The 24,486-nt window shown below is 60.6% G+C and carries 20 protein-coding genes and 5 pseudogenes; 13 read left to right on the plus strand and 12 right to left on the minus strand.

Features of this window, described 5'->3' with window-relative positions; genetic code table 11:
• Nucleotides 1-6: 6 nt before the first annotated feature.
• The 4 genes from ACFQT0_RS16460 (at nucleotide 7) to ACFQT0_RS16475 (ending at nucleotide 3,620) form a co-directional block, all read left to right on the plus strand.
• Nucleotides 7-1,470 (plus strand): hypothetical protein, encoded by a 1,464-nt coding sequence (locus ACFQT0_RS16460; RefSeq protein WP_380204328.1) that lies wholly within the window; start codon nucleotides 7-9, stop codon nucleotides 1,468-1,470.
• A gap of 716 nt (nucleotides 1,471-2,186) precedes the next feature.
• Nucleotides 2,187-2,894: an AAA domain-containing protein gene (locus tag ACFQT0_RS16465; protein WP_380206051.1), complete on the plus strand. Its 708-nt coding sequence runs from the start codon at nucleotides 2,187-2,189 to the stop codon at nucleotides 2,892-2,894.
• Entirely contained in the window at nucleotides 2,878-3,240 is a 363-nt protein-coding gene (locus ACFQT0_RS16470; RefSeq protein ID WP_380204329.1) for an AAA domain-containing protein, read from the plus strand. The genes ACFQT0_RS16465 and ACFQT0_RS16470 overlap by 17 nt, the downstream gene beginning before the upstream one ends.
• Nucleotides 3,204-3,620 (plus strand): AAA domain-containing protein, encoded by a 417-nt coding sequence (locus ACFQT0_RS16475; RefSeq protein ID WP_380206052.1) that lies wholly within the window; start codon nucleotides 3,204-3,206, stop codon nucleotides 3,618-3,620. Before ACFQT0_RS16470 ends, ACFQT0_RS16475 begins: the two co-directional genes overlap by 37 nt.
• A 176-nt stretch (nucleotides 3,621-3,796) precedes the next feature.
• On the opposite strand, the gene ACFQT0_RS16480 is transcribed toward ACFQT0_RS16475, so the two are convergent.
• The 5 genes and pseudogenes from ACFQT0_RS16480 to ACFQT0_RS16500 form a co-directional block, all read right to left on the minus strand.
• Nucleotides 3,797-4,390: an FKBP-type peptidyl-prolyl cis-trans isomerase gene (locus ACFQT0_RS16480; RefSeq protein ID WP_380204330.1), complete on the minus strand. Its 594-nt coding sequence runs from the start codon at nucleotides 4,388-4,390 to the stop codon at nucleotides 3,797-3,799.
• A gap of 273 nt (nucleotides 4,391-4,663) precedes the next feature.
• On the minus strand, nucleotides 4,664-5,827 hold the full coding sequence (locus ACFQT0_RS16485; RefSeq protein ID WP_380204331.1) for a serine hydrolase domain-containing protein: 1,164 nt from the start codon (nucleotides 5,825-5,827) through the stop codon (nucleotides 4,664-4,666).
• A 260-nt stretch (nucleotides 5,828-6,087) separates the two neighbouring features.
• Nucleotides 6,088-6,237, minus strand: coding sequence for a hypothetical protein (locus ACFQT0_RS16490; RefSeq protein ID WP_380204332.1), 150 nt, complete (start codon nucleotides 6,235-6,237; stop codon nucleotides 6,088-6,090).
• Nucleotides 6,225-7,331: an MMPL family transporter gene (locus ACFQT0_RS16495; RefSeq protein WP_380206053.1), complete on the minus strand. Its 1,107-nt coding sequence runs from the start codon at nucleotides 7,329-7,331 to the stop codon at nucleotides 6,225-6,227. Before ACFQT0_RS16495 ends, ACFQT0_RS16490 begins: the two co-directional genes overlap by 13 nt.
• A 3-nt stretch (nucleotides 7,332-7,334) precedes the next feature.
• A pseudogene (locus ACFQT0_RS16500) lies at nucleotides 7,335-8,401 on the minus strand (efflux RND transporter permease subunit); the annotation flags it as partial.
• Nucleotides 8,402-8,578: 177 nt separating this feature from the next.
• Here ACFQT0_RS16500 and ACFQT0_RS16505 point away from each other — a divergent pair.
• The 3 genes and pseudogenes from ACFQT0_RS16505 (at nucleotide 8,579) to ACFQT0_RS16515 (ending at nucleotide 10,927) form a co-directional block, all read left to right on the plus strand.
• Nucleotides 8,579-8,815, plus strand: a complete 237-nt coding sequence (locus ACFQT0_RS16505) for a hypothetical protein (protein WP_380204333.1) — start codon at nucleotides 8,579-8,581, stop codon at nucleotides 8,813-8,815.
• A gap of 118 nt (nucleotides 8,816-8,933) precedes the next feature.
• Nucleotides 8,934-10,046 carry a type I restriction endonuclease gene (locus tag ACFQT0_RS16510; protein ID WP_380204334.1) on the plus strand — a complete coding sequence of 371 codons (1,113 nt, stop codon included), beginning with the start codon at nucleotides 8,934-8,936 and terminating at the stop codon, nucleotides 10,044-10,046.
• A gap of 85 nt (nucleotides 10,047-10,131) precedes the next feature.
• A pseudogene (locus ACFQT0_RS16515) lies at nucleotides 10,132-10,927 on the plus strand (thymidylate synthase).
• 62 nt (nucleotides 10,928-10,989) lie between these two features.
• Here ACFQT0_RS16515 and ACFQT0_RS16520 read toward each other — a convergent pair.
• From ACFQT0_RS16520 to ACFQT0_RS16540, 5 genes and pseudogenes are all read right to left on the minus strand, one after another.
• Complete coding sequence (locus ACFQT0_RS16520) at nucleotides 10,990-11,805, minus strand: aminotransferase class IV (RefSeq protein WP_380204335.1); 816 nt, start codon at nucleotides 11,803-11,805, stop codon at nucleotides 10,990-10,992.
• A 26-nt stretch (nucleotides 11,806-11,831) separates the two neighbouring features.
• Nucleotides 11,832-12,959: a DNA-processing protein DprA gene (dprA, locus tag ACFQT0_RS16525; RefSeq protein ID WP_380204336.1), complete on the minus strand. Its 1,128-nt coding sequence runs from the start codon at nucleotides 12,957-12,959 to the stop codon at nucleotides 11,832-11,834.
• Between the two features lie 134 nt (nucleotides 12,960-13,093).
• Nucleotides 13,094-13,261: a hypothetical protein gene (locus tag ACFQT0_RS16530; protein ID WP_380206173.1), complete on the minus strand. Its 168-nt coding sequence runs from the start codon at nucleotides 13,259-13,261 to the stop codon at nucleotides 13,094-13,096.
• Nucleotides 13,262-13,270: 9 nt separating this feature from the next.
• Nucleotides 13,271-13,455: pseudogene (locus ACFQT0_RS16535) on the minus strand (MerR family transcriptional regulator); the annotation flags it as partial.
• 23 nt (nucleotides 13,456-13,478) lie between these two features.
• Complete coding sequence (locus ACFQT0_RS16540) at nucleotides 13,479-14,393, minus strand: glycoside hydrolase family 53 protein (protein ID WP_380206054.1); 915 nt, start codon at nucleotides 14,391-14,393, stop codon at nucleotides 13,479-13,481.
• Nucleotides 14,394-14,704: 311 nt separating this feature from the next.
• Here ACFQT0_RS16540 and alaS point away from each other — a divergent pair.
• From alaS to ACFQT0_RS16570, 6 genes and pseudogenes are all read left to right on the plus strand, one after another.
• Nucleotides 14,705-17,390, plus strand: a pseudogene (gene alaS / locus ACFQT0_RS16545) (alanine--tRNA ligase).
• 23 nt (nucleotides 17,391-17,413) lie between these two features.
• Nucleotides 17,414-18,217, plus strand: coding sequence for a hypothetical protein (locus ACFQT0_RS16550; protein WP_380204337.1), 804 nt, complete (start codon nucleotides 17,414-17,416; stop codon nucleotides 18,215-18,217).
• On the plus strand, nucleotides 18,214-18,972 hold the full coding sequence (locus tag ACFQT0_RS16555) for a TonB family protein (RefSeq protein ID WP_380204338.1): 759 nt from the start codon (nucleotides 18,214-18,216) through the stop codon (nucleotides 18,970-18,972). The genes ACFQT0_RS16550 and ACFQT0_RS16555 overlap by 4 nt, the downstream gene beginning before the upstream one ends.
• Nucleotides 18,973-19,367: 395 nt before the next feature.
• Nucleotides 19,368-19,988 (plus strand): TonB family protein, encoded by a 621-nt coding sequence (locus tag ACFQT0_RS16560; RefSeq protein WP_380204339.1) that lies wholly within the window; start codon nucleotides 19,368-19,370, stop codon nucleotides 19,986-19,988.
• Nucleotides 19,989-20,170: 182 nt separating this feature from the next.
• On the plus strand, nucleotides 20,171-21,628 hold the full coding sequence (gatB, locus tag ACFQT0_RS16565; protein ID WP_380204340.1) for an Asp-tRNA(Asn)/Glu-tRNA(Gln) amidotransferase subunit GatB: 1,458 nt from the start codon (nucleotides 20,171-20,173) through the stop codon (nucleotides 21,626-21,628).
• A 172-nt stretch (nucleotides 21,629-21,800) separates the two neighbouring features.
• A complete protein-coding gene (locus ACFQT0_RS16570; RefSeq protein ID WP_380204341.1) occupies nucleotides 21,801-22,934 on the plus strand; it encodes a redoxin domain-containing protein in 1,134 nt (377 codons plus the stop codon).
• 73 nt (nucleotides 22,935-23,007) lie between these two features.
• Here ACFQT0_RS16570 and ACFQT0_RS16575 read toward each other — a convergent pair whose 3' ends face one another.
• Together ACFQT0_RS16575 and ACFQT0_RS16580 are read right to left on the minus strand one after the other, a co-directional pair.
• Complete coding sequence (locus ACFQT0_RS16575; RefSeq protein WP_380204342.1) at nucleotides 23,008-23,760, minus strand: hypothetical protein; 753 nt, start codon at nucleotides 23,758-23,760, stop codon at nucleotides 23,008-23,010.
• Between the two features lie 51 nt (nucleotides 23,761-23,811).
• Nucleotides 23,812-24,329, minus strand: a pseudogene (locus tag ACFQT0_RS16580) (acyl-CoA thioesterase).
• Between the last annotated feature and the right edge of the window lie 157 nt (nucleotides 24,330-24,486).

Here is a 24,486-nt window from a genome sequence, read left to right on the forward strand (position 1 = left end):
TACCCGATGCCCACCCGTTACTATCCGCTTTTGGCCGCGCTGGCCACCAACCCCGCCGCCACGCCCGCCGACCAGCTGCCTAAGCTGCGCAAGCTGCTCGAAACGGTGCTGCGCGACGAATGCAAGCGCCAGGAAACGCCTTTCGGCAACCTGAGCCAGGCAATAGGGCAGGTAGCCTACGAGCGGGGCCTTCCGTTGGCGCTGCGCAACCAGTTGCAGGGTCTGCGCCTCGCGGCCAACCTAGTGGTGCACGAGAGCTACGTCGGCACGCCGGCTGAGGTGGCTACCGGCTTTGCCGCCGTGGCCACGCTGGTTCTCCACCTGACCGGCCAGTTATACACTGGCCCTAAGCTGCCTGTGCCGCCGGCTGCAGTAGCATCGCCCTCTCTAAGCCCCGAGGTTGCTTCTGCTAAAGCGCCCAAAGCGGAGGCCAGCCCGTCCGCAGCCTGGCGGGTAAACGTTTTGCACGCTGACGAAGCCACCGGCGAGCTGACGGTGGAGATGGCCACTCCGGCCGATGGACGGCCCAGCGGCCCGTTCCGCCTGGTATTGCCCGAGGCTTACGAAAACGTGCTGTCGTTGGCCGCAGCACTGCACCCTACGCTGCACCTCATCGGGCCGGTGCAGCTGACCGATGGCAGCGTGCGCGCCCGCCGCGTGGTACTGGAGCCCGATTATCTGGTGAGCGTGACCACCGTGGCCGAGTGCGCCCAGCGCGATGGCACCATCCCGGAGTGGGCCTTGCTAAACGCCTTTTTGCCGGATGAAACCTCGCGCCCGCTGGTGCTCGGAAACCTAGTCAACCTGCTGCTGGACGAGGAAGTGAGCCACGCCGCCCGGCAGGCGGAAAAAGCAACCCTGAAATCTGCGGCTGCTAAAGTGCTGGTAGGCGAAGACCCGGACGCTGATGAAGCTGATGCCCACGCCCAGCCCAACGGCTCAGAAAACCTCGCGGCCGACGACACGGAGTTCAACCTCGACAAGTTTCTGCGGGGCCGGCTGTTTCGCTCGGCGCCGCTTTCGCTCAGCACGCTGCCCGAGTTTCAGGCCCGTAACGGCGTCCAGGAGCTGCTCAACGACCTGCGCCGCCACCACCGCACCCTGCGCGAAACCCGGGTGCAGGGCTTTGTGGCCCAGAGCCGCACTGGCTACCAGCAGGAGCCCCGCCTGGCCGACTGCTTTCTGGAACCCACTTTCCTCTCGGCCACCTACGGCCTGCAGGGCCGCCTCGACTTGCTGCACGAGAGCAGCACCGGCTACGATTTAATTGAGCTGAAAAGCTCCACCAAAGTGCCCTACGGCGAGCCTGGAGCAACCACGCCGCGCAGGCTCAGCTATACCGCTTGCTGCTGGAGTCGGTGTTTGGGGCCGATGGCGAAACCGCGGGCCGCGGCCGCACCAGCATCCTGTACTCCAACGCCATGGCCGGGCAGCCCGCCGTGCGCCGGGTCGACCAGGACCAGGACCTGATTGACCGCCTGCTTATGGCCCGCAACCAGTTGGTGGGAACCGAGCTGCAGCTGGCCCGCGCCACCGGCCCGCGCCAAACGGCTCACCTGCTGGCGCCGGTGCTGCAGCCCAACCTGGCCGCGCTGCCCTCCTTCGGCAAAGCCAAAGCCGAAAAAGTAGCCAACGCCTGGGCCGCTGCAGACCCCGTGGAGCGCGCCTATTGCCTGGAGCTGGCCCGCTTTGCGGCCCGCGAAATGCGCCTGACCCTTCTCGGCGACGAGGCCCGGCCCGGCGACGCCGGCGGTCAGGCGGGCCTGTGGCTGCTGCCCCAGGCCCGCAAACACCAAAATTTCAGCCTTCTGGATGATTTAGTGCTTGTCGACGACCAATGCAACGCCGAAGACGACGCCCGCGACGGGCTAGGGCCCCACCTTGTTTTTCGGCGCCCAGCCGATGGGCGAGAGGTGAACTTCCGGGCTGGCGATACGCTCATCCTATATCCAAGACGTAAAGTAGGGGCGGGGTCGTACCCGGTAGGGCTTGCCCCCGCCCGGACGTTGGACCAAGCCGTTGAGTTTGCTACTGACCAGAGCAGTTCGGCAACGACGGGCGGGGACAAGCCCCGCCCCTACGACACTCTGCCATTATCCGTGCTGGATGCGCAGGTGGTGAAGGTAGTGCTCGCCGAAGACCTGGGCGCCGATGGACTGGTGGTGCTGAGCGTGCGCAACCGCCGCATGGCCCCGCGCTACCTGCAGGGCCATTCGCACTGGGCGCTGGAGCCTGATACCTACGACACGTTTCGGCGGGAGTGGGCCGGTTTGTCGTCGTTTCTGTGTTTGGCGCCGGAGCGGCGGCGGCGTCTGCTGGCCCGCACCGGACCGCGGGTGCCGGAGGGCTGGTCGGCCACGGCGCCGGCGGCTACTTCGGCTGCGGAAGTAGTAGCCCGGGCCCTGGCCGCGCCCGATTGGTTTGTGCTCTGCGGCCCGCCCGGCACCGGCAAGACCCGCGCGGTGCTGCGGGAGCTGGCCGTCAATCTATACAAGGAAGACAAGCAGGTGCTGCTGGCGGCCTACACCAACCGCGCCGTGGACGAAATCTGCGAGCAGGTGGTGCAGGCCGGGCTGCCGTTTATTCGGGTGGGCTCGCGGCTGGGCACGGCGCCTATTTATCGGCCTTACTTGTTAGATAATATGCTGCGCGACTGCACCAGCCGCCAGGCCGTGCGCGCCCGGCTGGGCACCTGCCCGTTCTACGTGGGCACGGTGGCCAGCCTGCTGGGCAAGCCCGAGCTGTTTATGCTAAAGCAGTTTGACTTGGCCGTGGTGGACGAAGCCAGCCAGGTGCTGGAGTCGCCCATGCTGGCTTTGCTGGCTAAGGTGAAGAAGTTTATCCTCATCGGCGACCACCGCCAGCCTGCCCGCCGTGGTGGCCCAGGAAGTTGAAACCAGCGCCGTGGCGCCCGAAGTGGCCGACCTGCTGCGCACAGAGCTGGGCCTCAGCAACCTGCGCAACTCCTACTTCGAGCGCCTGTTCCGGCGCGCCGAGTCCCGGTGGCCGCACGCCCACGGCACCCTGGCCGACCAGTACCGCATGCACGAGGACCTGGCCGCGCTCGTCAACCAGGACTTCTACGAAAACCATTGCGGTGCCCGTTGCCCTGGCAAACGGCTCCGCTGGACCGGGCCACCTGGCCCGAAGCCGATGCTGCCGATGAGTTCGCCACTGCCGTGCGTTCCCGGCGAGTGGTATTTGTGGCCACGCGGCGGCAGCCCGAGGATTTATCGATGAAAGAATCAACCCAGGAAGCGGAGCTAGCGGCCCGGGCTGCGGCGTTGGTAGCGCAGGGCTACGGCGCGGCTTTCAACCCCGAAAGCACCCTGGGCATCATTGCCAGCTACCGCAACCAGGCCGCCCGCATTCGCACGCGGCTGGCTCAACTGGCCGTTGAGCTGAATTTGCCCGCCCTGGCCCAGGTCAGCGTCGACACCGTGGAGCGCTACCAGGGCAGCCAGCGCGAGGTGATTATCGTGAGCTTCTGCTGCCACCACGAGCACCAATTGGAGTTGATGGTATCACCCGACGAAACCGGCCAAGTCGACCGCAAGCTGAACGTGGCCCTCACCCGAGCCCGCCAGCAGTGGTGCTGCTCGGCAACGAGGAGATTCTGAGCCGGGCGCCACACCACGCCGCCCTGCTAGCCCGCGTGCGCTAAAATGGCCTCCGCATTTTTAGCTCAACTTAGCTTGTGAATCAAAAATCCCGGCGTCTGGCCAGCTATGCATTTTAGCTGGCCAGGCGCCGGGATTTTTGATTTCAACACTGTTGTCTTACTTCTTTACGTTCGTCAGCTCAACCTCAAAACGCAATACGGCGTTTGGGGAATACTGCCGCCCGCGCCATACGGACCGTAGGCCAGGGCCGAAGGGATGAATAGCTCGGCTTTTTCGCCTTTGCGCATGAGGGCAATGCCTTCGTCCCAGCCGGCAATAACCTGTCTGCGCCCGAGAATGAAGGTGATGGGCTTGTTGCCATGCAGCGAGGACGCATCGAAGACGCGCCCATCCATAAACCGCCCGGTATACAGCACCGAAACGGAGTCGCCAGCGCTGGCTTTCACGCCGCTTGGCACGGTGGTCACCGGCACGTAGTACAGCCCCGAGGGCTGCCGCTGGGCGGTGGTTATCTTGCTGTCATCGAGATATTTTTTGATGATGGCTTCGTCGATGGGGCCATAGTCTTTCATGACTACCTCGGGGTCTTTCATACAGGCCGTCGTCAGCAGGGCGACTGAGGCGGGAAGGGCCAGGAAAAGAAGGCGAAGCACCGCCGCGGAAAAAGGCTTTCTCATAGCTTGTTTTTTTGTAAAAGTAGGGCTTGACGGCCGGACCTTGATTTTCAGGTTGCTTTTGGCAGCATCCAGGCCGGAGCCGCCCCGCATACTGTGCGCCTGAGCCGGAACGATGTAGAGACGCCTACTAGCGTCTCGTCGTTGAACGATAAAGCCTGAACGATACCCACGCGGCGCAGAAGACGAGACGCAAGTAGGCGTTTCTACCTCAGCCCGGGAAACAGCTCAACCAGCGGCTAAGCCCGCTCCTCACCACAAGCGCGCCCGCCGCGTGTCGCCCAGCCCGCTATGAAATAAAAGGTGAGTGTCGCTTCAGAAACTAAACCCACGGGGTGCCGAATGGAAAAGCTGAACCAGCCTCGATTATTTATTCAGAGCCAGTAGCACGCGCTTAATCAGCTCGTTGGGATTGCCGTTGTGCCAGCGCCACACGATAACCAAGTCGTGCTCGGGGTCGACCCAGATGGTGTTTTGGCCGGCGCCGAGGGCGGCAAAGCTGGTGGCCGGGGCATCGGGCCAGGCTTTCTGCTCGGTGTTGAGCCACCAGAGGAAGCCGTAGTCGGGGCCCACGGGGCCGCGCGTGGTGGCCTGCTTTATCCAGCCGGGCGAGACTATCTGGCGCCGGCCCCAGCGGCCCTGCCGCAGCATGAGGTAGCCAAAGCGGGCCTCGTCGCGGGCGTTGATGATGAGGCCGCCGCCCCAACGCGTGCCGCCGCTCACGGAGGGCATCTGCTTGCCGTTGACGGTGGCCACGGCGTTGGGGTAGGGCACCCACTTCCAGGTGTTGGAAGCGCCAATGGGGTCCATCACTTCCTTTTTCAGGACGTCGGGCAAGGGCTTTTTCCAGACGCGCAGCAGCGACAGTGCCAGGCGGTTGATGCGCACGTCGTTGTACTCGTAGTAGGTGCCTGGGGCTTGCAGGGTGCGGGGCTTGCGCTCGCCTTTGCCGAAGGCTTCGTGGCCCACAAAATCGGCGTTTTTGCCCCACAACTCGCCTTCCCATTCGCTGGTTTGGCGGGCGTGGTGCTCCCAGGTTATCTGGCGGTTGTGCTCGGAGTCGTAGCCGCCGTCCTTGATGTAGTTGGCCACCGGGTCGTGAATGTCCTTGATTAGCCCGCGGTCGATGGAAATGCCCAGGATGGTCGACAGAAAGCTTTTCGCGGCGCTGTAGGTGGGGTCGGGGCTCTGGGTATCGCCCCATTCGGCCACGATGTAGCCGTGGTGCAGGATGAGGCCGTTGGTGGCAGCGCGGCTGGTGGGCATGGTCCCCAGCAGCTTGCCAAAAATCTCCTCCTGGGTCGAGAAGTTGGGCGTCATCTGGGTGGTTTCCTGCGTCTGGGCAAAGGCCACGGCCTCGGCCAGGCGCGCGGAGTCGAAGCCCTCTGTGGTGGGCCGACGGTGGAGCCAGTTGTCGCCGGGCGCCGGGAAATAGACGGTGGGGCCTAAAACGCGTTTGAACGGCGTGGCCGGCCGGGTGCAGGCCGCCAGCACCGGCAGCACAAGCAGCAGTAGTTTCTTACGGAACATGGTGGGCTAATTGGGTAGCGGCGCGGGGCAGCAGGAAGCCGCCCTACGCCGGAAATTGAGCCACCAAGTTAGGGGAGTCGGGCCAGCTATACTCATCGGGAAGTGGCCTGCGAGCACGATGTAGAGACGCAACATTTTGCGTCTCGCCGTTGAACGGCCTTCGTCAGGACCGTTAGGCGATTTCGTTCAACGACGAGACGCAATATGTTGCGTTTCTACATCCGACTTCTTTTCCCAGCTCATTTCGCGACGAGTATAAACTAGCGCCCCGCCGGTTTGCCCACTTTCGTTAGCTGGCCCGTTTCGGCCACAGGGGCCGGCCGCTTGTAGAAATACAGTATAAGCAGGGGCAGCAGCGTCAGCTCGGCTACCACGCCGAACAGCAGCGTCAGCCCAATCAGCAGCCCCACATAAAAGGTGCCGTCGAATTTAGAAAAAGAAGGGTCGAGAAGCCGCCCACCAGGATAAGCGAAGTCGTGATAACCGCCTTGCCCGCCAGTAGGTACGTGCGCCGCACCGCCTTGAAAATGTCAGGCTCGTGGCCCAAAGTGAGCCGCAGCTTGGAGATAAAGTGAATGGTGTCATCAACCGCAATGCCGAAGGCGATGGTGAAAATAATGCTGGTGCTCACCTTCATGCTCACCCCGGCCAGGCCCATTACCCCGGCCACAATGATGATGGGCAGCAGGTTGGGGATGAGAACCACGAGGGTCATGCGCAGCGACTTGAACAGGGCCAGCACGATGAGCGTGACCATGAGCACATCGATGGCCATGCCCTGAATCATGTTCAGGGTGAGGTTTTCGTTGTTTTTGTCGATGAGGTTGGAGGAGCCGGTGAGGCGGGTGCGCAGCACGGTGCTGTCGACGGTGGCGCGCAGGTGGCGGCGCAGCGCGTCGTTCAGGGCATCGGCGCGGATGCTGCCCACGTCGGCCATGCGGCCGGTGAGGCGGCCGGCCGAGCCATCGGGCAGGGCCAGGGCGCTGAATTCAGCCTTTTTGCGGAATAGCTTGAGCTTGCTGCGCAGGCGTTTGAGCTCAGTTGTGTCGGTGGGCAGGCGGTATTCGGCGAGCCCGCCGCCGTTCAGGGCCTTGCGCACGGACTTCACCAGCGTGACCGGCGAGGCGGCAAAGCGCAGGCCGTAGGTGTCCCGGAGGTAGCCTTCGATGCGCTCGGTTTCCTGCAGCACGGCCAGGTCGTAGATGTCGCGGCCGGGCGCCGGTTTCAGCTCCATTTCGAAGGGGCGCACGCCAGCAAACTGCCGCTCAAAAAGGCGAAGTCCTGCCGCACAGGGTCGCTTTTGGAAAGGTCGTCGAGCAGCGAAGAGTTGATGCGCACCCGCGTAGAGAGCCCAATGGCCGTGGCCAGCACGAGCCCGCTCACCGTGAATATCAGGCGACGGCGCAGCAGCACCGTGCGGAACATGCGGCCCAGCACGCCGTCCCAGCCTGTGGCCCTGGCGGCGCGGCTCCCGCAGCTGCGGCTTACCCAGTAGCACCAGCATGGCCGGTAGCAGCGTGAAGCTGAGGATGAAGGCCAGAATAACTGCGACGCCCGTAAACAGCCCGAAGTTGTGGATGGGCCGGATGGTGCTGGTCATCAGCGTGAAGAAGCCCAGGCTGGTGGTGAGCGCCGACAAGCCCGACCCAAACCCCGACTCCTTGATGGTGACCCGCAGGGCGTCTTTTTGCTGGCGCCGTAGCCCAACTCGCTCACGTAGCGGCTGATGATGTGGATGGTATCGGACATGCCCACCACAAACAGCATGAGCGGCAGCAGGGCCGTCATCAAATCGATGCTCACGCCAAAGGCCGACATTACGCCCAGGCCCCACAAGATGGCGCCCAGCACCACTATCAGCGGCAATACTACGCCCCACCACGTGCGGAACGTGAGCCAGAGCAGCCCCGTGACGAGCAGCACCGACAGCGACATGAACACTACCAGCTCCCACTTCAGGCGGTCGACAAACACGGATTGAGCCACCAGCTTGCCCGCGAAATGCACCCGCTCATCGGGCAAACCCAGGCGCGCGATGCCCCCGTGCAGGGCCGCAAACAGGGAGTCGCCGGGCGGTTTTTCCAAATCGGGGGTGATTTGGAGCACCAGCGCCACGGCCCGGGCATCGGGACTAAATACGTTGCCCACGAGGCCGGGCGTGCGGTAAATCAGCGTGGAGTCGTCGGCGCGGCGGGCGGGCTCGCGCGGGTGCAGGTAGGGCAGGCTGAACAGGCCCAGGCCCTCCACCACGGTATTGGCCAGGGTGGAGGGCGAGGTGACTTGGAGGACGTGGCGCTGCCGCCGCGCCAGCTGCGTAAGCGAGTCGATTTGGGTGAGGAACCCGGGGTCGAACACGGTTTTGCCGGCGGGCGCTTCCACGCCTAGGAGCAGGTAGTCGTTGTCGTTGCCGAAGCGCTGGGTGTAGCCTTGGTAGTAGTCCAGGTCGGGGTCGCCGGCGGGGTAGAAGTCGTTGAAATTGTAGTTGAACCGCAGCTGGGCCACGGAAAACACGCTCAGGAGCGTGAGCAGGCCCAGCGCCAGCAGGGTCAGGTGTGCGTATCGGCGAAGGGACATCGGTTGGCCGCCCTCGGCAACGCCGCCGAAGCAGGCGCCGGACTAGCGGCAAAAAGTGAAAAACTAAGGAGAAATTGATACGCAACGACACAATATTCCGGTCGTCAAGTGCGTATCTTGGAGGCAGAAAACCCCGCTTTTTCAACTTTTGTTTCCCCTCACCTCAACCTTACTCCCATGAAAAATACTCTGCTCGCCCTCGCCCTGTTCGCATTTGCCGGTACCACCGCTTTCGCTCACGACGGCCACGACAAGCCCAGCAAAAAAGGCAAGAAGGCCGCCTGTACCACCGAAATGAAAGCCACTTGCACCAAAGACATGAAGGGCAGCATGGCCGGCGGCTCCTGCTGCATGAAAGCAGGCAAAACCGCTGCGGTGAAGCCGGTTGCAGCGCCTACCACCAAGTCGCTGTAAGCCTGTTAAAAAGTTAAATAGATATTTTAATATAAAAGCCCGACTCTATTATGGAGCCGGGCTTTTATATTACATGCGTTTTCCATGTTTAACAAGCATTCTACCCACCCCAAACTGTATGGAGCTAATTGACCAATTGTCTAATCTGGCGTCGCGAGCGCAAAAACAGATTGTTCACATTCAAACGGAAGAAGCCACTAAAACGGCCTTGGTGATGCCATTCATCAATGCTTTAGGCTACAACGTATTCGACCCTACGGAAGTAGTGCCAGAATATATTTGTGACATAGGTACTAAGAAGGGCGAGAAGATTGACTACGCCATCATGCGTGACGGCAAGCCAATTATTCTTCTTGAGTGCAAGCATGTTGGTGCTGATTTGAATATTAATCACGCCAGCCAATTGTTTCGCTACTTCCACGTCACAGAAGCTCGGATAGCCATTCTTACCAATGGACTTATTTACCGACTTTTCACTGACCTGGAGCAACCAAACAAGATGGACGAACGGCCATTTTTGGAGTTTGACCTATCCAGCTTTAGCGAAAACGATGTCTCCGAAATAAAAAAGCTCAGCAAAGCCGCTTTTAACATCGACGACATGCTGTTTGCTGCATATAACCTTAAGTATATGCGGGCTTTTAAGAAATACTTTGACGAACAGTTCACCCAGCCATCAACTGAGTTTATCAACTTCGTATCCAAGCAAGTGTATGAAGGCGTGCTGACTCCAAAACTGAAGGAGCAGTTTAGTTTGCTGGTGCACCGCTCTTTTCACCAGTTCCTGAACGATAAAATAGCCATGCGCCTGCGGTCGGCTATGATTGATACTAGCGGGCAAGGACCATTGGTGAATGAGGTCCCGGCTGCACCAATGCCAGAGCAGCCAGCAACTCAAGCTGAGCCTGAAGCGAAAGACATTCAAACCACCGTTGAAGAAACGGAAGGCTTCATGATTGTAAGGGCTATTTTGCGCAAAACGGTACCGGTCAATCGGGTGGTTATGCGTGATGTGCAATCCTACTGCGGTATTCTGCTTGATGATAATAACCGCAAACCAATTTGCCGGCTCCATTTCAATGGTAGCAAGAAGTACGTCACCTTGTTTGATGTAGAGGGCGGAGAACGGGTGGATATTATTTCACTGGATGACCTGTACGGTATGGCATCTCGGATTCGTACTGCCGTGCAAAAGCATGAAACCAAGCAAGTGACTTCTGCTGTCGAATAATAACTCACTACTCAAAAATAGAGAAAGCCGCTCCTAACCGGGCGGCTTTCTCTATTTTTGAGGATTCTGATTTTGCTCAAAAGTTATGCGCCAGTACCAAGCCCTTCTCCGTCAAATCCTCAGCACCGGCACCGTGAAAACCGACCGCACGGGCACGGGGACGATTTCCATCTTCGGGCCACAAATGCGATTCAATTTGGCGGATGGCTTCCCGCTGGTCACCACCAAAAAGGTGCACCTGAAAAGTATCATCCATGAGCTGCTGTGGTTTTTGAAGGGCGACACCAACATTGCCTATCTCAAGGAGCACGGCGTGAAAATCTGGGACGAGTGGGCCGATGAAAACGGCGAGCCTGGGCCCCGTGTATGGCCACCAGTGGCGTTCCTGGCCCGATGGCCACGGCGGCCACATCGACCAAATCAGCCAGATAATCCAGCAGGCTCAATACCCAGCCCGACTCGCGCCGCATCATCGTCTCGGCCTGGAACGTGGCCGAACTGCCCGAGATGAAGCTCCAGCCCTGCCACGCGCTGTTTCAGTTCTACGTGGCCGATGGCAAGCTGTCGTGCCAACTGTACCAGCGCTCGGCAGATGTTTTTCTGGGAGTGCCCTTCAATATTGCCTCCTACGCGCTGCTCACCCTCATGGTAGCTCAAGTAACCGGCCTGCAGCCCGGCGAATTCATTTGGACTGGCGGCGACACCCACCTCTACAGCAACCACCTGGAGCAAGCCCACTGCAGCTGACCCGCGAGCCCCATGCGCTGCCCCAGATGCGGATTAACCCCGAAGTGACGGATATTTTCGGGTTTCAGTACGAGGACTTCAAGCTGGAAAATTACGAGCCGTGGCCGGCGATTAAAGCGCCGGTTGCAGTGTAGCGCAAGGTTTCGCGAAGTGAAAATTAAGTCTCGCAAAGTCCTAACCTTGCGAGACTTAATTTTCACTTCGCGAAACCTTGCGCTAAAAAGGATGGCAAACTGTCCTGATGAAAGGCTGTTTGGCCAATTTGATGAATCGGGCGAATGGCCGCCACATTAGCTGTGAAAGCTGCGTCAGCGGCAAGTAAATCTTGAGCTAAAAAAAGACCTTGCCGACAATCAACGCCCTTCGCTTGAGCGGCCCGCAACACGTGCGCACGCCGAACGCCGGCTACGCAGCCACTCTCTAGAGAAGGTGTAAACAGCACCCCGTTTTTCACCCAGAAAATAGCAGCCGCGCCCGCTTCCGCCACGTGTCCGGCCGCGTCGCAAAGGATGATTTCATCGAGCCTGCGCTGCTGGCGCTCGTGCGCAGCCCGCACGTAAAGCCATGCTTGCGGTCCCTTGCAAAAGCTCAGCGGAGAGTGAATGGCATGCGTCTCCCGTGCAAAGTCGGCTTTTGCTATTGGAGAATTATCGGCCCCAAAAGGCTCGGCGGTGGCCAGCCATTCGGTGGCTTCGGTGGGTGGGGTGTAGCGGCCGCCACCAGCGCGCCAGAGCTGCAGGCGCAGGCGGGCGGTAGGCAGGCGGTTGCCCGTGGCTAAATTGGCCAAGTTGCTTTCCAGCGCCTCGGGTGTAGCCAGCCGCTCAGGGAGCTTGAGGTAAAGGGCGGCGGCGGCTTGCTGCATGCGTTGGCAATGGTCGGTAGCCAAGCGGAGGCGGTTTTCGGTGAAAATCAGCGTTTCGAAAAACCCATCACCAAAAGCCAGTCCGCGGTTGGGCAGCTTGAGGCCGAAGGCTTCGGAGTCCTGCAATGCTCCATTATACAGTAAATGCATAGTTGCTGGGCTACTGACCTCCGGGGTTAAATGAGCAGGAATTTCTTGCCTGGCAGTGCCCGCACCACGCCCCGAAACTCAAGCCCCAGTAGGAGCGAGGCTACGCTATGGATGGGCAGTTGGGCTTTCCAGGCCAGTTCGTCCATTTGTTCCTCGCGGCCGTTGGCGGCGGCCAGCACCGTTATCAGCGCGAATTCCTCGGCAGAAAAATCGTCAGGCGAATAGGAGGGAGCCGGCTTGAACTTGCCGGATTGGTGCAGGGCCGCATCCCAATTGAGCAACTGCTCCAGGTCTAGCGGTTCAGAATACAGAGCGGCTTTGTGGTTTTTGATAAGCGCGTTGCAGCCTTCTGATGCGGCTGAGCCAAGGTTGCCGGGCACGGCTAGTACGTCGCGGTCGTAGCTCAGGGCCAGTTCGGCGGTTATCAGCGCTCCACCTTTGATGGCGGCTTCCACGACTACCGTGCCATCGGAAAGGCCGGCGATGATGCGGTTGCGGGCCGGGAAATTGTAGCGGTCGGGCTGTGTGCCAAACGCAAATTCGGTGAGCAGGCCGCCTTGCTCGCGCATTTTCTCGGCGGTTTTACGGTGCGCGGCGGGGTAGATGATGTCGAGGCCGGTGGCCATCACGCCCACGGTTTCCAGGCCTTCCTGCAGGGCCGCGCGGTGGGCCATGATGTCGATGCCGTAGGCTAGGCCGCTCACCACCAGCGGCCGGTGCGGCAGCAGGCCCTGAATGATGCGCTCGGTTTGCTCACGGCCGTATTCGGTGGCTTTGCGGGTGCCCACCAGCGCCACGGTTTTGGGCGCGTTGAGGTCGGCGGTGCCCTGGTAATACAGGATGGCGGGCGCGTCGGGAATCAGCTTGAGCCGGCTGGGAAAGCGCTTGCTGGTGTAAAACAGGATTTCGACCCCGTCTTTTTCCGCCTTCTTGATGCCAGCCTCGGCTTTGCGCAGGGCGCTTTCTCGCTCGGGGCCGGTGATGATTTTGACCGTGGCATCGCCCACGCCGGGAATGCGCCGCAGCTTGCCGGGCGGCATGGTTAGCACGGTTTTGGCCGCGCCGCCGTAGCTCATCAGCTGCCGCGTAAGCTGCGGGCCAATGCCTGGCAGCAGGGTGAGGGCGAGTTCGTGGAAAAGGGTTTCGTCGTTCATCGGTAGACCTCACCCCCGGCCCCCTCTCCAAAAAAGAGGGGGAGCCAGACGACGGTAGGAGGTGATTTTAGTTAAGATGCTTGCCTGCTTTCGTCAGGCTCCCCTCTTTTTGGAGAGGGGGCCGGGGGGTGAGGTTACTCCGGCTCCGCCTTACCAGCAGCTTCCACTTCTTTGCGAAGTAGCAGCAAGAAGGAGCGGACTTTCTCAAGCGACTGCACCACGTCAATCTTTTCCTTGAGCTGCGGGCCCTTTTGTTTGAGCATGTCGCGGGCGCCGGGTATGGTGTAGCCGCGCTCCTTCACCAGGTGGTAGATGGTGCGGAATACCTCGATGTCCTGGGGTGTGTAAAGGCGGTTGCCTTTCTTGCTGCGGCGGGGCGCAGCTCATCGAATTCGGTTTCCCAGAAGCGCACCAGCGACTCGGCCACCTTGAATTGGGCGGCCACTTCGCCGATGGTGAAATATTGTTTTTCGATGCTGCGCTCTTTGTAGGGCATGGCTGTGGGGTGCGGCGCGGGGGTTACTTAACCCGGTATTTGCGGCTGATTTCGTCGTAAATTAACAACAGGTCGTTGGCCTGGCCCTGTTTATCGAAAATAGATTCCCAGGTGTTGAGCGGCTCCCAGATGAAACTGCCTTTGCCTTTGCCGCCCGGCAGGTTGAAGGCGATGTCGTTGACTTCGCGCTTGCGCTCGGAATATTCCACCAGCACAATGTCCTGCGGGTAGCGCTTGGCCAGGTCGGTGAGGTTGAATTTCAGGTCAGCAATGGTGCCGTGCCACTTGGGATAGTACGACTGGCCGATGACGTCGAACTGCACCTTGCGGGCAATCATGCGGTCAAGCCACAGCGTGGAGTGCCGGTTTTGGCCACCCAGCGCGATGTGCATCATCACCAGGGCTTTGGGCGTCGTTTCGCGCACGGCGCTGGCACCGGCTTCGGCCAGCTTGGCCAGGGTGTCGAACCGAGTGAGGCTGTCGGCCAGCTGCACGTTGCCATCGGGCCACAGCATGCCGTGGCTGATTTCGTTGCCTATCTGCACCATGTCGGGCGGGGTGCCTTGGGCTGCCAGGGCCTTCAGCACGTCGGCGGTGTAGTCGTGCACCGCTTTTTCCAAGGCCGCGCCGCTCAGGTTTTTCCAGGCTTCGGGCTTGAACTGCTTTTGTGGGTCGGCCCAGGTGTCGGAGTAGTGGAAGTCGAGCAGCAGCTTCATTTTGGCTTGCTTCACGCGCTTGGCCATGGCCAGGGTGTGGGCCAAATCGCAAAAGCCCTTGCCGGGGGAGTAGCCGCTGTCGGCCGCTGGATTGTTAAATATCCGAAGCCGGATGTAGTTGAAATGGTGCTCTTTCAGAATCTGGATGGCGTCCTTCTGCACGCCTTTGTCCGAAAACTTCATGCCCCGGGCTTCGAGCCTGCGGCAAAAAGGAAATATCAGCGCCGAGGACTTTGCCCAACCGGGCCTTGCGCGGTGGGGCGGGGGCCGCCGCGCTGCTCAGGCTCAGCAGCAACAGCAGGCTAAGCCAAGGCGAGCAGCGAAATAGGGGAAAGCGTAATGACACTGAGAATAGCGAATTATAGCAAATATGCTTGTTTATGAAGCGACAATTGTTGCCTCTGTGCAAGATGCCGCAAGTTAGGCGCATTGGCGATACCAGGGCAGGAGAGGCAATTGTTACCTTTGCTGAGCTAGCCCCGTGAAAGTTCATCAAATTCTGCCGGTGCGGGCTGGCTTTTCCCCTGCTTATTATGTCGCTCCCCACCGCTTCGCACGTCCGCCAGCAATTCCTCGATTTCTTCGCTTCCAAAGGCCACCACATTGTGCCCTCGGCACCGATTGTGGTGAAGGACGACCCCACGCTGCTGTTCATCAACAGCGGCATGGCTCCCTTCAAAGACTACTTTCTGGGCAACAAGCCGGCGCCCTACAAGCGCATTGCCGATACCCAAAAGTGCCTGCGCGTGAGCGGCAAGCACAACGACCTGGAAGAAGTAGGCTACGACACCTACCACCACACCATGTTCGAGATGCTCGGCAACTGGTCGTTTGGCGATTATTTCAAGAAGGACGCCATTGCTTGGGCCTGGGAGCTGCTCACCGAAGTATATAAGCTCGACAAGGACCGGCTTTACGTCACCTATTTCGAGGGCGACCAGGGCGACAAGCTGGCAGCCGACACCGAGACTCAGGGCCTCTGGCGCCAGTACACCACCGACGACCGCATTCTCCCCGGCAACAAGAAGGACAACTTCTGGGAAATGGGCGACACCGGCCCCTGCGGCCCCTGCACCGAAATTCACATCGACCTGCGTTCCAACGAGGAGCGGGCCGCCAAATCCGGACGCGAGCCTGGTGAACGCCGACCACCCCCAGGTAGTGGAGGTCTGGAACAACGTATTCATGGAGTTTCAGCGTCTGGCCGACAAGAGCCTGGTGAAGCTGCCGGCCCAACACGTGGACACCGGCATGGGCTTCGAGCGCCTGATGATGGCCGTATCGGGCGTGAAGTCGAACTACGACACCGACGTGTTTCAGCCGCTCATTCAGTTCATCGCCAAGGAAGTTGGGCTGGAATACCACGGCACCGCGCCCGCCAAGGTAACTGACCAGCCGACCACCGAAAACGAGAAAACCGACATCGCCATCCGGGTCATTGCCGACCACATCCGGACCATCGCCTTCACCATCGCCGACGGCCAGCTGCCCAGCAACGTGAAAGCTGGCTACGTTATCCGCCGCATTTTGCGCCGAGCCGTGCGCTACGCGTTTTCGTCGCTCAACCAAAAGCAGCCTTTCCTCTTCAAGCTGGTGCCCGTGCTGGCCGACCAGATGCGCAACATCTTCCCTGAGTTGAAAGCCCAGACGGCTTTCGTGCAGCGCGTGATTGAGGAAGAGGAAATTGCCTTCCTGAAAACCCTGGAAACCGGCCTGCGCCGCCTCGACGCCCTCGAAGAAACGGCCCGTGCCAACGGCAACCTCATCGACGGCAAAACCGCCTTTGAGCTGTCCGACACCTTCGGCTTCCCGCTGGACCTCACGGCCCTCATCGCTCGCGAAAAAGGCCTGAGCGTGGACGAGGAAGGTTTCCAAAAGGAGCTGGCCCAACAGAAAAACCGCAGCCGCAACGCCCAGGAAACCGAGCAGTCGGACTGGACCATCGTCTCCGATTCAGACGAGCAGCCCGCCTTCGTGGGCTACGACCTCGACGAGGCGCCGGCGCACATCCTGCGCTACCGCAAAACCACCGCCAAGGGCAAAACCGAATACCAGGTCGTGCTCGACCAAACCGCGTTCTATGCCGAAAGCGGCGGCCAGGTAGGCGACACCGGCTACCTGGATTCGCCCCTGTCGAAAGTGCGGGTGATTGACACCAAGCGCGAAAACGACCTCATCGTGCACACGCTGCTGGAGCTGCCCGAGGACCTGACCGCTGACTTCCTGGCCATGCCCGACGTGGCCCGGCGCAACCAGATTCGCCAAAACCACTCGGCCACGCACTTGCTGCAAGCCGCCCTGCGCGAAGTGCTGGGCAGCCATGTGCAGCAGAAAGGCTCGCTGGTGAACGAGAAATTACTGCGTTTCGACTTCTCGCACTTTACCAAAGTGACCGACGACCAGATGCGCGAAATCGAGCACATGGTCAACGAGCGGATTCGCCAGCAAATCCCACTCGACGAGCGCCGCAACGTGCCTATTGCCGAGGCCAAGAACCTGGGCGCCATGGCCCTGTTTGGCGAGAAGTACGGCGAGTTTGTGCGCGTCATCACCTTCGACAAGGAATACTCGGTGGAGCTGTGCGGCGGCCTGCACGTGCCCAATACCGGTAGCATCGGCTACTTCAAAATCACGGCGGAAAGTGCCGTGGGTGCCGGCGTGCGCCGCCTCGAAGCCGTAACTGGCGTCGGCGCCGAGGCCTACATAGACAATCAGGCTCGACCTTTTGGCTCAAGTGCGCGAAACCTTGGGCAACCCCCAGCACCTCATCACCAGCATCGAGAAGCTGAGCGAAGAAACCGCCACCCTGCGCAAACAGCTGGAGCAGTTTGAGCAGCAAAGCCTGAACCAGCAGAAAGACCAGCTGGCCGCCCAGGTCAAAGACCTGAACGGCGTGAACTTTCTGGCAGCCCAAGTACAGGCCAGCAGCGCCGACGGCCTCAAGAAATTGGCCTACGACCTGCGCCAGGTGGTCCCCAACCTGGTCGCCATCCTCGGCGCCGAAATCGACGGCAAGCCCTGGCTGGCGGTGATGCTCGACGACGACATTGCCAAAGCCGGCAAGCTCAATGCCACCACGCTGGTGCGCGAGCTGGCCAAGGAAATCCAGGGCGGCGGCGGCGGGCAGCCGTTTTCGCCACGGCCGGCGGCAAGAACGTGGCCGGGCTTGGAGCGGCTATTGCCAAGGCGGAGGGCGTTGTGAGCCAGGCTATCGCATGAGAAAGTGGCTGCTAGGAGTAGTAATGGCCGGCGCAAGCACGGCAGCGCACGGGCAGGGACCGATTCTGACGGTGCGCGTGGTAAACGAACTGGTGGGCCTGCGGGCCGGCGTTCGGTATTACGACCGGTATTGGGTGCCGCTGCGCAGCGGCCCCATCGGGGCGCATTGCTACGACCGGTTTGTACGGGTAGATAGCGCGGGCCTGAACTGGCAGGCCCGCCGCTACGTGGTGGCCACCGGCCAGCTGATTCTGGAGCAGTACTTCACCGGCCTGGTGCCCGGCATGGAGCTGGAGGGCCCCAGCCGCGAATGGTACGAAACTGGCCAGTTGCGCGAGGAGCTCACTTACCACAAAAGCCGGGTGGTGGAGGTGCTGCGAACCTATTACCCCAATGGCAAGCCGCAGCGCACCGAGTTTTCGGCTAAAGCCAAAGGAACCACCCTCTGCCTGGACTCGACCGGACTGCCGCTCGCCAAGTGCCCGCCATATCACACTTTTGCGCAGCTTAGCGGCAAGAACACCTATTCGGGTAGGTTCTTGAAGGTGGTGCAGCAGCAGTACGGAGCTTATTTACCCGCCGGCTACCACCAGTCCGACGAGCTAATGGTGCATTATGCTTTTCGCATCGACACCGCCGGCACTGTCCAGGATGCCCGCATCCTGACCGAGGCGCCTGAGGAACTGCAGGCCGCTCTGATACAGGCCATCAGCAAGCTGCCCAGGTTTGTGCCCGCCACGCTGGAAGGCCGCCTGACCAATGATGTGGTGGAAGGGATGGTCGTTGCCAAAGCCGTGCGCCGTTCATCTCACCCAAGTAAACTATGAATAAACGCTACTTTTTAGGGTTTTTATTGGGAGGATTGGGGGTTGAGCCAGCCGCCGCGCAGCAAGTAATTCCGCCCTCCAAAACCGAGTACATAGATTCAACTGGGGCGGTGTTGCCCTCAGAAATCGGGGCCTGGTCACGCCGCGAAACGACTTATACCGATAGTGTCGGGGGCGTTGTGCGCAGCTACGCGCGCAGCGGCAAGCTGCGCAGCAGCTGGTCGTACGAGCACATCCGGAAGCAGATTGCCCATGGAACCGTAGAAATGTGGTTCGACAATGGCCAGTTGAGCTACCACAGCGAGTTTGCGCACAACCAGCAAGTAGGGGAGTTCCGCGTCTACTACGCCAACGGGCAGCTCAAGCGGCGGCAGATAATGGACGCCGCCCACGCCGGCACCGGGGAGTGCTTTCTGGAAAATGGCCAGCCTACCGCTTTTTTCGAATACGAAGTAATGCCGGTTTACTCCGATGGCGACGGCAGCTTCAGAGCCGTTGTCAATGCGGTGATGCGGAACGTGAAATACCCCAAGGATGCCCTCAAAGCCAGGGCGGAAGGCCGCGTCTTCGTCAGCTTTGTGGTGACCGACAAGGGAGAGGTTGCCAAGATAAAAGTGGTGAAAGGCGTGTTTCCGTCGCTCGACACAGCCGCAGTTTGGGCCGTGCAGCAGCTCAAGCCCTTCACCCCGGGAAAGCAGGACGGCCAACCGGTGCAGGTTTCGTTCACGGTTCCCATCACATTCCGGATTCAGTAGCAGACAGCAGCCACAGGCGGCTTCTCAGAAGTGGCAGCAGCGCACAGTGGATTCGTTATTTACTGAAGCGCGGCAATGCTATTGTTAGACCGCTATAAATAATTTTCTGCTGAAAACAAGAATCTGAAAAGTACCTTGCTCTCAACTTATGCTACCCCATAATTGAAGGTGAAAAAACACGTACTGCACTTCGGACTGCTGCTGGCCTGGCCCTGCGCCGTTCAGGCCCAGACTTCCGCTCCGGCTTTGCCCAACCCGGTGGGCAGGTTTTTCAAGGAAGATTTTACGCCTTCTAATTCGGAGGATTCCACCGCGTACTGCGCCGAAACCACGTTTCGCGACAGTGTTTCGGGCGTGACGCGGGTGTATTATCCGTCGGGCCACTCAAGCAATACGTGCCGTATGCCAACGTGCGCGAGCGTATGCTGCACGGCACGCTCACCACCTGGTACGAGAACGGCTTGATGCGCACCAAGGAAGATTACCTGGGCGGCCAGCGCCACGGCGAACTGCTCACCTACTACCCCGATGGCAACCTGAAGCGGCGCGACCAATTCGTGAACGGGCGCAGCGGCGTGGGCACCTGCTATGGTCCCAACGGCGCCCCAATCCCATACTTTGCTTACGAGCAGCTGCCGCTTTACCCCGGCGGCGACGCTGGGCTGATAGACGAGCTAACGCGCAGCCTCCGGGTGAACATAAGCTTGACCGAGCTGGACGCCCTGCGCCTCGAGTGCTTCCGCAAATATAAAATGGTGCCCGGGACCTTGAACTTTAAGGTGTTGGTTGAACTGGCACTGGCCGAAGACGGCCGCATTACCAATGCCCAGGTGGTGGACTCGATGACGAAAATTTTAAATCGGGCCGCGCTCCAGTCTGTGGCGAAGCTCAAGCGGCAGTTTAGGCCTGCCCGGCGCGACGGCCAGGTGGTAGCCAGCCGCTTCGTGGTTCCCATTACGTATAGCGTGCAAATGCAAGAACCTTATTTGCGTGGGTTGCCGCCCCGTACCCGTTAGCAGTCCGTGTTTTTATTAGCCGAGGGCAATCTCGGGCGGAATGGCTGCCAAAACGGCCTTCGGCAGCCCCGGCTTGAGCCAATTTGGCGGTTTGAATGAGAAGAGCCGCCCAAAGCCGGCTGGCTTCGCCGTACCCGTTACCTTTAGGGCCAAATAGCACCTAGTACCCCGCGTTTTTTGATATGGACGAAGCCATTCTTGCCAAATACCAGCCCGTCATCGGCCTCGAAGTACACGCTCAGCTGCTGACCCGCAGCAAAATGTACTCGTCGGACGAAAACGAGTACGGCGTAGCGCCCAACACCAACCTCTCGGTAATTACCCTCGGCCACCCCGGCACCTTGCCCAAGGTGAACCGCACGGCCGTGGAGTTTGCCATGAAAATGGGTTTGGCCACCAACTGCCAGATTCGCCGCGACAACCTGTTTGCGCGCAAAAATTACTTTTACCCCGACCTACCCAAGGGCTACCAGATTACCCAGGACAAGACGCCCATCTGCCACGATGGCCACGTCGACGTGCGCCTGGCCGACGGCACGGTTAAGAAAATCGGCGTCACCCGCATTCACATGGAGGAAGACGCGGGCAAAAGCATGCACCTGGCCGGCGAAACCGAAACCCTCGTGGACCTGAACCGCGCCGGCGTGCCGCTGATTGAGATTGTGAGCGAGCCCGACATCCGCACCGGCGAAGAGGCCTACAACTACCTGCTCGAAATCAAGAAGCTGGTGGAGTACCTGGGCATCTGCGACGGCAACATGGAAGAAGGCTCGCTGCGCTGCGACGCCAACATTTCGGTGATGCGCGTGGGAGCCGAAAAGTTCGGTACCAAGGTGGAGGTCAAGAACATGAACTCCTTCCGCAACGTGCAGCGCGCCATCGCCTACGAAGTAGAGCGGCAGATTGCCATCGTGGAGGCCGGTGGGGAAGTCGACAGCGAAACCCGCGGCTTCGACGCGGCCAGCGGCACCACCAGCGGCCAGCGCAGCAAAGAAACCCTCAACGACTACCGCTACTTTCCCGAGCCCGACCTGCCCCCGCTCATCATCTCCGACGAGTGGCTGCACCGCGTGGCCGCCGAGCTGCCGGCCCTGCCGCAGCAGCTCTACTCGCGCTTCACGGGCGAGCTGGGCTTGAGCGACTACGACGCCTCGGTGCTGGTCGACCAGAAGGACGTGGCGCTGTTCTTCGACGAGCTGTCGCGCCTCACGCCCAACGCCAAGGCCGCAGCCAACTGGGTGATGGGCCCGGTGAAGTCCTACCTCAACGAGCGGGCCCTGGCCATGGCCGACTTCCCGCTCGACGTGGCCCAACTCGCCGGCATTATTGAGCTGATTGACGCCGGCAAGCTCAACTATTCGGTGGCATCGAAGCAGCTGTTTCCGCACCTGCTGGAGCACCCGACGGCCAACGCCACCGGCGCGGCCGAGAGCCTGGGTTTGCTCACGCAGGCCGACAACGGCGAGCTGGCCACGCTGGTGCAGCAGGTGCTGGCCGCCAATCCTGCCAAGGTGGAAGAGTACCGGGCGGGCAAAAAGTCGCTCACCGGCATGTTCATGGGCGAGCTCATGAAGCTGACCGGCGGCAAGGCCGACCCCAAACTGGCCAACCAGCTGCTGCGCACCGCGCTGGACGGGTAGGGCCTTGCCGCATTCAGGCATTAGCCGCTGAACTGCGACGAGCAGCCGGGCCGCAGAAGGAAATCGAATACCTGCGGCCCGGCTGCTTTTCGCTGCTCAGCTTGCCCTGTGGCCGCCGGAACAATAACTTTACTAGCCTGCGTTGGCTATACCAACGCCCAAGCTTAAGCGTATGCTTCACCCCACCACCATGATAAAATCTGTTTTCCTGGCTGCCACCGTGCTTACCATGGCCAACGCCTGCCAAAACGCCGATGCGGCCGATGGCTACGAAGTGTCGGGCCAGCTGAAGAATGCGCCCGCGGGTACCGTGGTGCGCCTTTCGGAGTTGGTCGCAAACCAGTTTGTGGAGAAAGGCCAGACCAAAACCGATGCTGCGGGCAAGTTCACCTTTAAAGGCACCAGCGCCGCGCCGGGCATCTATCAGCTCAAGCTAGACGACGCCAACCAGGTGCTGCTGATGCTGGACAACAAAACCAAGGTGCAAATCAGCGGCGACGCCAAAAGCCTGCCGGTGACCTACACCGTGAAGGGCAGCAAGGACACCGAGGTACTGCGCCAGCTCACGCAGGTGATGCAGGGCACCAAGACCCAGCTCGAGGGCCTGGGCCAGCGCTACAACGCCGCCGGCCAGGCCGGCAAAGCCGACGAGATGAAGTCCATCGAAAAGCAGTTTTATGTGATTCAGGGGCAAAACAACAACAAGATTAAAACCCTGATTCGGCGCAATGCCACCACTGTGGTGGGCGGGTTTGCAGTAGGCGCCTTCCTCAACCCCGAGGAGGAATTTTCCTTTGTAGATTCGGTAGCCGCCGTGCAGCGCAAAGCCAACCCGACTTCGCCCTTCACCAAGGAGCTCACGGCCCGCCTGGAGCCCATGCGCGCCACGGCCGCCGGCGCCATGGCCCCGGAAATCAACCTGGCCAAGCCCGAAGGTGGCACGCTGGCCCTGAGCAGCCTGCGCGGAAAGTACGTCCTGCTCGATTTCTGGGCCAGCTGGTGCGGCCCCTGCCGCCAGGAAAACCCCAACGTGGTGCGCGCCTACAACCAGTTCAAAGACAAAGGATTCACCATCTATTCCGTCTCGTTGGACCAGGACAAGGGCAAGTGGGAAAAAGCCATTGCGGCCGACGGCCTCACCTGGCACCACGTGTCGGACCTGGCGGGCTGGAACAGTGTGGGTGGCGCCGCCTACGGCGTAAAATCCATTCCCCAGTCGTACCTAATAGACCCGCAGGGCCGGATTATCGCCAAGAACCTGCGCGGCGAAGCCCTGGCGGCCAAGCTCGCCGAAGTTTTGAAGTAGAATCAGCTCAGAATACAAAAAAGGCCCGTCTGGAAGCAGACGGGCCTTTTTTGTATTCTGAGAAATCGAGGATTTACCCCAAAAACATGGCCTGCAGGCCCGGCCACAGCCGTTTCTTGAGGCTCACGTCGTACTCCACCAGGTCTACCGTAGCCGAGGCCAGGTAGGAGAGGCCCAGGCTGGGAAACTGCACGGGCTCGTAAATCTGGGTGTTGCGAATGGTGGCGTCGAGCAGGTTTTTGCCGAAGGCGACGATGTGCGTGGCCGCCAGCTCGCGCCGCAGGTTCACGAGCGCCACCGGCAGGTGCGATTCCACGTTCACCAGCACCACATCAGCCATTACCAGGCCCAGGGCCTGCAGCATCTTGTTCAGGAACACGTTGCGGTGCAGCTTGGCAAACTGCTCCGGCGGCAACCGGAACAGCAGTATCACGCCCTGCGCGTTGTCGCCCAGGGTAGTGAAAGGCGTGAGCATCACGGGCGGCACGCTCGGCGCGGGCGCAGGCACCGGCGCCTGAGCTGCTACGGGAGCCGGGGCTTGCTCAACCGGGGACACGGGCGCCAGTGCAGGCGCGTTGAAGCCGGAAGCCAGCCGCTCCAGCCCCGCCGACGGGTGGCTGTAGGACCTGGATGGCACTACTACTTCCCGAACCACCTTGGCGGGGGCCGGAGCAGGCGGCTCAACCGGGGCTGGCGGCGCGGGTTGAGCTACCGGCGCGGGTTGAGGTGCGGGCTCCGAAACCGATTGCGCCTGCGGGTCGGGAAGCATGTAGAGCGTCACATCCGTGTAGAAGTTTTGCAGAAAGGCAAGCTTTTCAGCAGACATGGCGATGATAATAAGTGGGCTATGAAGGTAACGGGAAAGCGTGAACCTGCGCTATTCGATGGCAAACAAAGCTTTCAGCTCCTGGGCTTCGTCGGGCTTCATGCGGCCGGCCAGCACGAGGCGGAGCTGCCGCCGCCGCAGGGCGCCATCGTAAAGCCGGATTTCATCTTCGGTTTCGGGCAGGGCCTCGGGCACGTCGATGGGGCGGCCGGCCTGGTCTACGGCCACAAAAGTGAAGAAGGCTTCGTTGGTTTTGACTTTGGTGCCGCTAGGAATGTCTTCGGCCCACACGTCGATGTGCACTTCCATGCTGGAGCTGAACGCGCGCGTTACCTGGGCTTGCAGCGTTACCACGTTGCCGAGCCGGATGCTGTCGCGGAACGACACGTTGTCGACCGAAGCCGTGACCACAATGCGGTTGGAGTGCTTCTGGGCCGAGATGGCTGCCGCGATGTCCATCAGGTGCATCATGCGGCCTCCCATGAGGTTGTTGAGGGTATTGGTGTCGTTGGGTAGCACCAACCGGTCATGATGACAAAGGAGTCGGCAACGGGTTTTTGCTTGCGCATGGGCTAAAGGAGGGAAGCGAAAAAGGTTGAGCTGCGCCAGAATTCGGGCTTCGGCAGCAGCCCCGCAAAGGTACGGCCCGGCTCCAGGCAAAACTGAGGTAGTAAAAAAGCGCCGGCAGACCGCCGACGCTTTTTCAAAATCATCTCAACAATTAGC

It is taken from the genome of Hymenobacter humi, assembly GCF_042665855.1.
Lineage (GTDB): Bacteria > Bacteroidota > Bacteroidia > Cytophagales > Hymenobacteraceae > Hymenobacter > Hymenobacter humi.

Coding starts and splice junctions, on each gene's coding strand:
- ACFQT0_RS16570 (WP_380204341.1), top strand. CDS start 21,801: ATGCTTCACCCCACCACCATGATAAAATCTGTTTTCCTGGCTGCCACC.
- gatB (WP_380204340.1), top strand. CDS start 20,171: ATGGACGAAGCCATTCTTGCCAAATACCAGCCCGTCATCGGCCTCGAA.
- ACFQT0_RS16520 (WP_380204335.1), bottom strand. CDS start 11,805: ATGCATTTACTGTATAATGGAGCATTGCAGGACTCCGAAGCCTTCGGC.
- ACFQT0_RS16505 (WP_380204333.1), top strand. CDS start 8,579: ATGAAAAATACTCTGCTCGCCCTCGCCCTGTTCGCATTTGCCGGTACC.
- ACFQT0_RS16485 (WP_380204331.1), bottom strand. CDS start 5,827: ATGTTCCGTAAGAAACTACTGCTGCTTGTGCTGCCGGTGCTGGCGGCC.
- ACFQT0_RS16495 (WP_380206053.1), bottom strand. CDS start 7,331: ATGCTGGTGCTACTGGGTAAGCCGCAGCTGCGGGAGCCGCGCCGCCAG.
- ACFQT0_RS16480 (WP_380204330.1), bottom strand. CDS start 4,390: ATGCGGGGCGGCTCCGGCCTGGATGCTGCCAAAAGCAACCTGAAAATC.
- ACFQT0_RS16460 (WP_380204328.1), top strand. CDS start 7: ATGCCCACCCGTTACTATCCGCTTTTGGCCGCGCTGGCCACCAACCCC.
- ACFQT0_RS16555 (WP_380204338.1), top strand. CDS start 18,214: ATGAATAAACGCTACTTTTTAGGGTTTTTATTGGGAGGATTGGGGGTT.
- ACFQT0_RS16550 (WP_380204337.1), top strand. CDS start 17,414: ATGGCCGGCGCAAGCACGGCAGCGCACGGGCAGGGACCGATTCTGACG.
- ACFQT0_RS16575 (WP_380204342.1), bottom strand. CDS start 23,760: ATGTCTGCTGAAAAGCTTGCCTTTCTGCAAAACTTCTACACGGATGTG.
- dprA (WP_380204336.1), bottom strand. CDS start 12,959: ATGAACGACGAAACCCTTTTCCACGAACTCGCCCTCACCCTGCTGCCA.
- ACFQT0_RS16465 (WP_380206051.1), top strand. CDS start 2,187: ATGGCCCCGCGCTACCTGCAGGGCCATTCGCACTGGGCGCTGGAGCCT.
- ACFQT0_RS16510 (WP_380204334.1), top strand. CDS start 8,934: ATGGAGCTAATTGACCAATTGTCTAATCTGGCGTCGCGAGCGCAAAAA.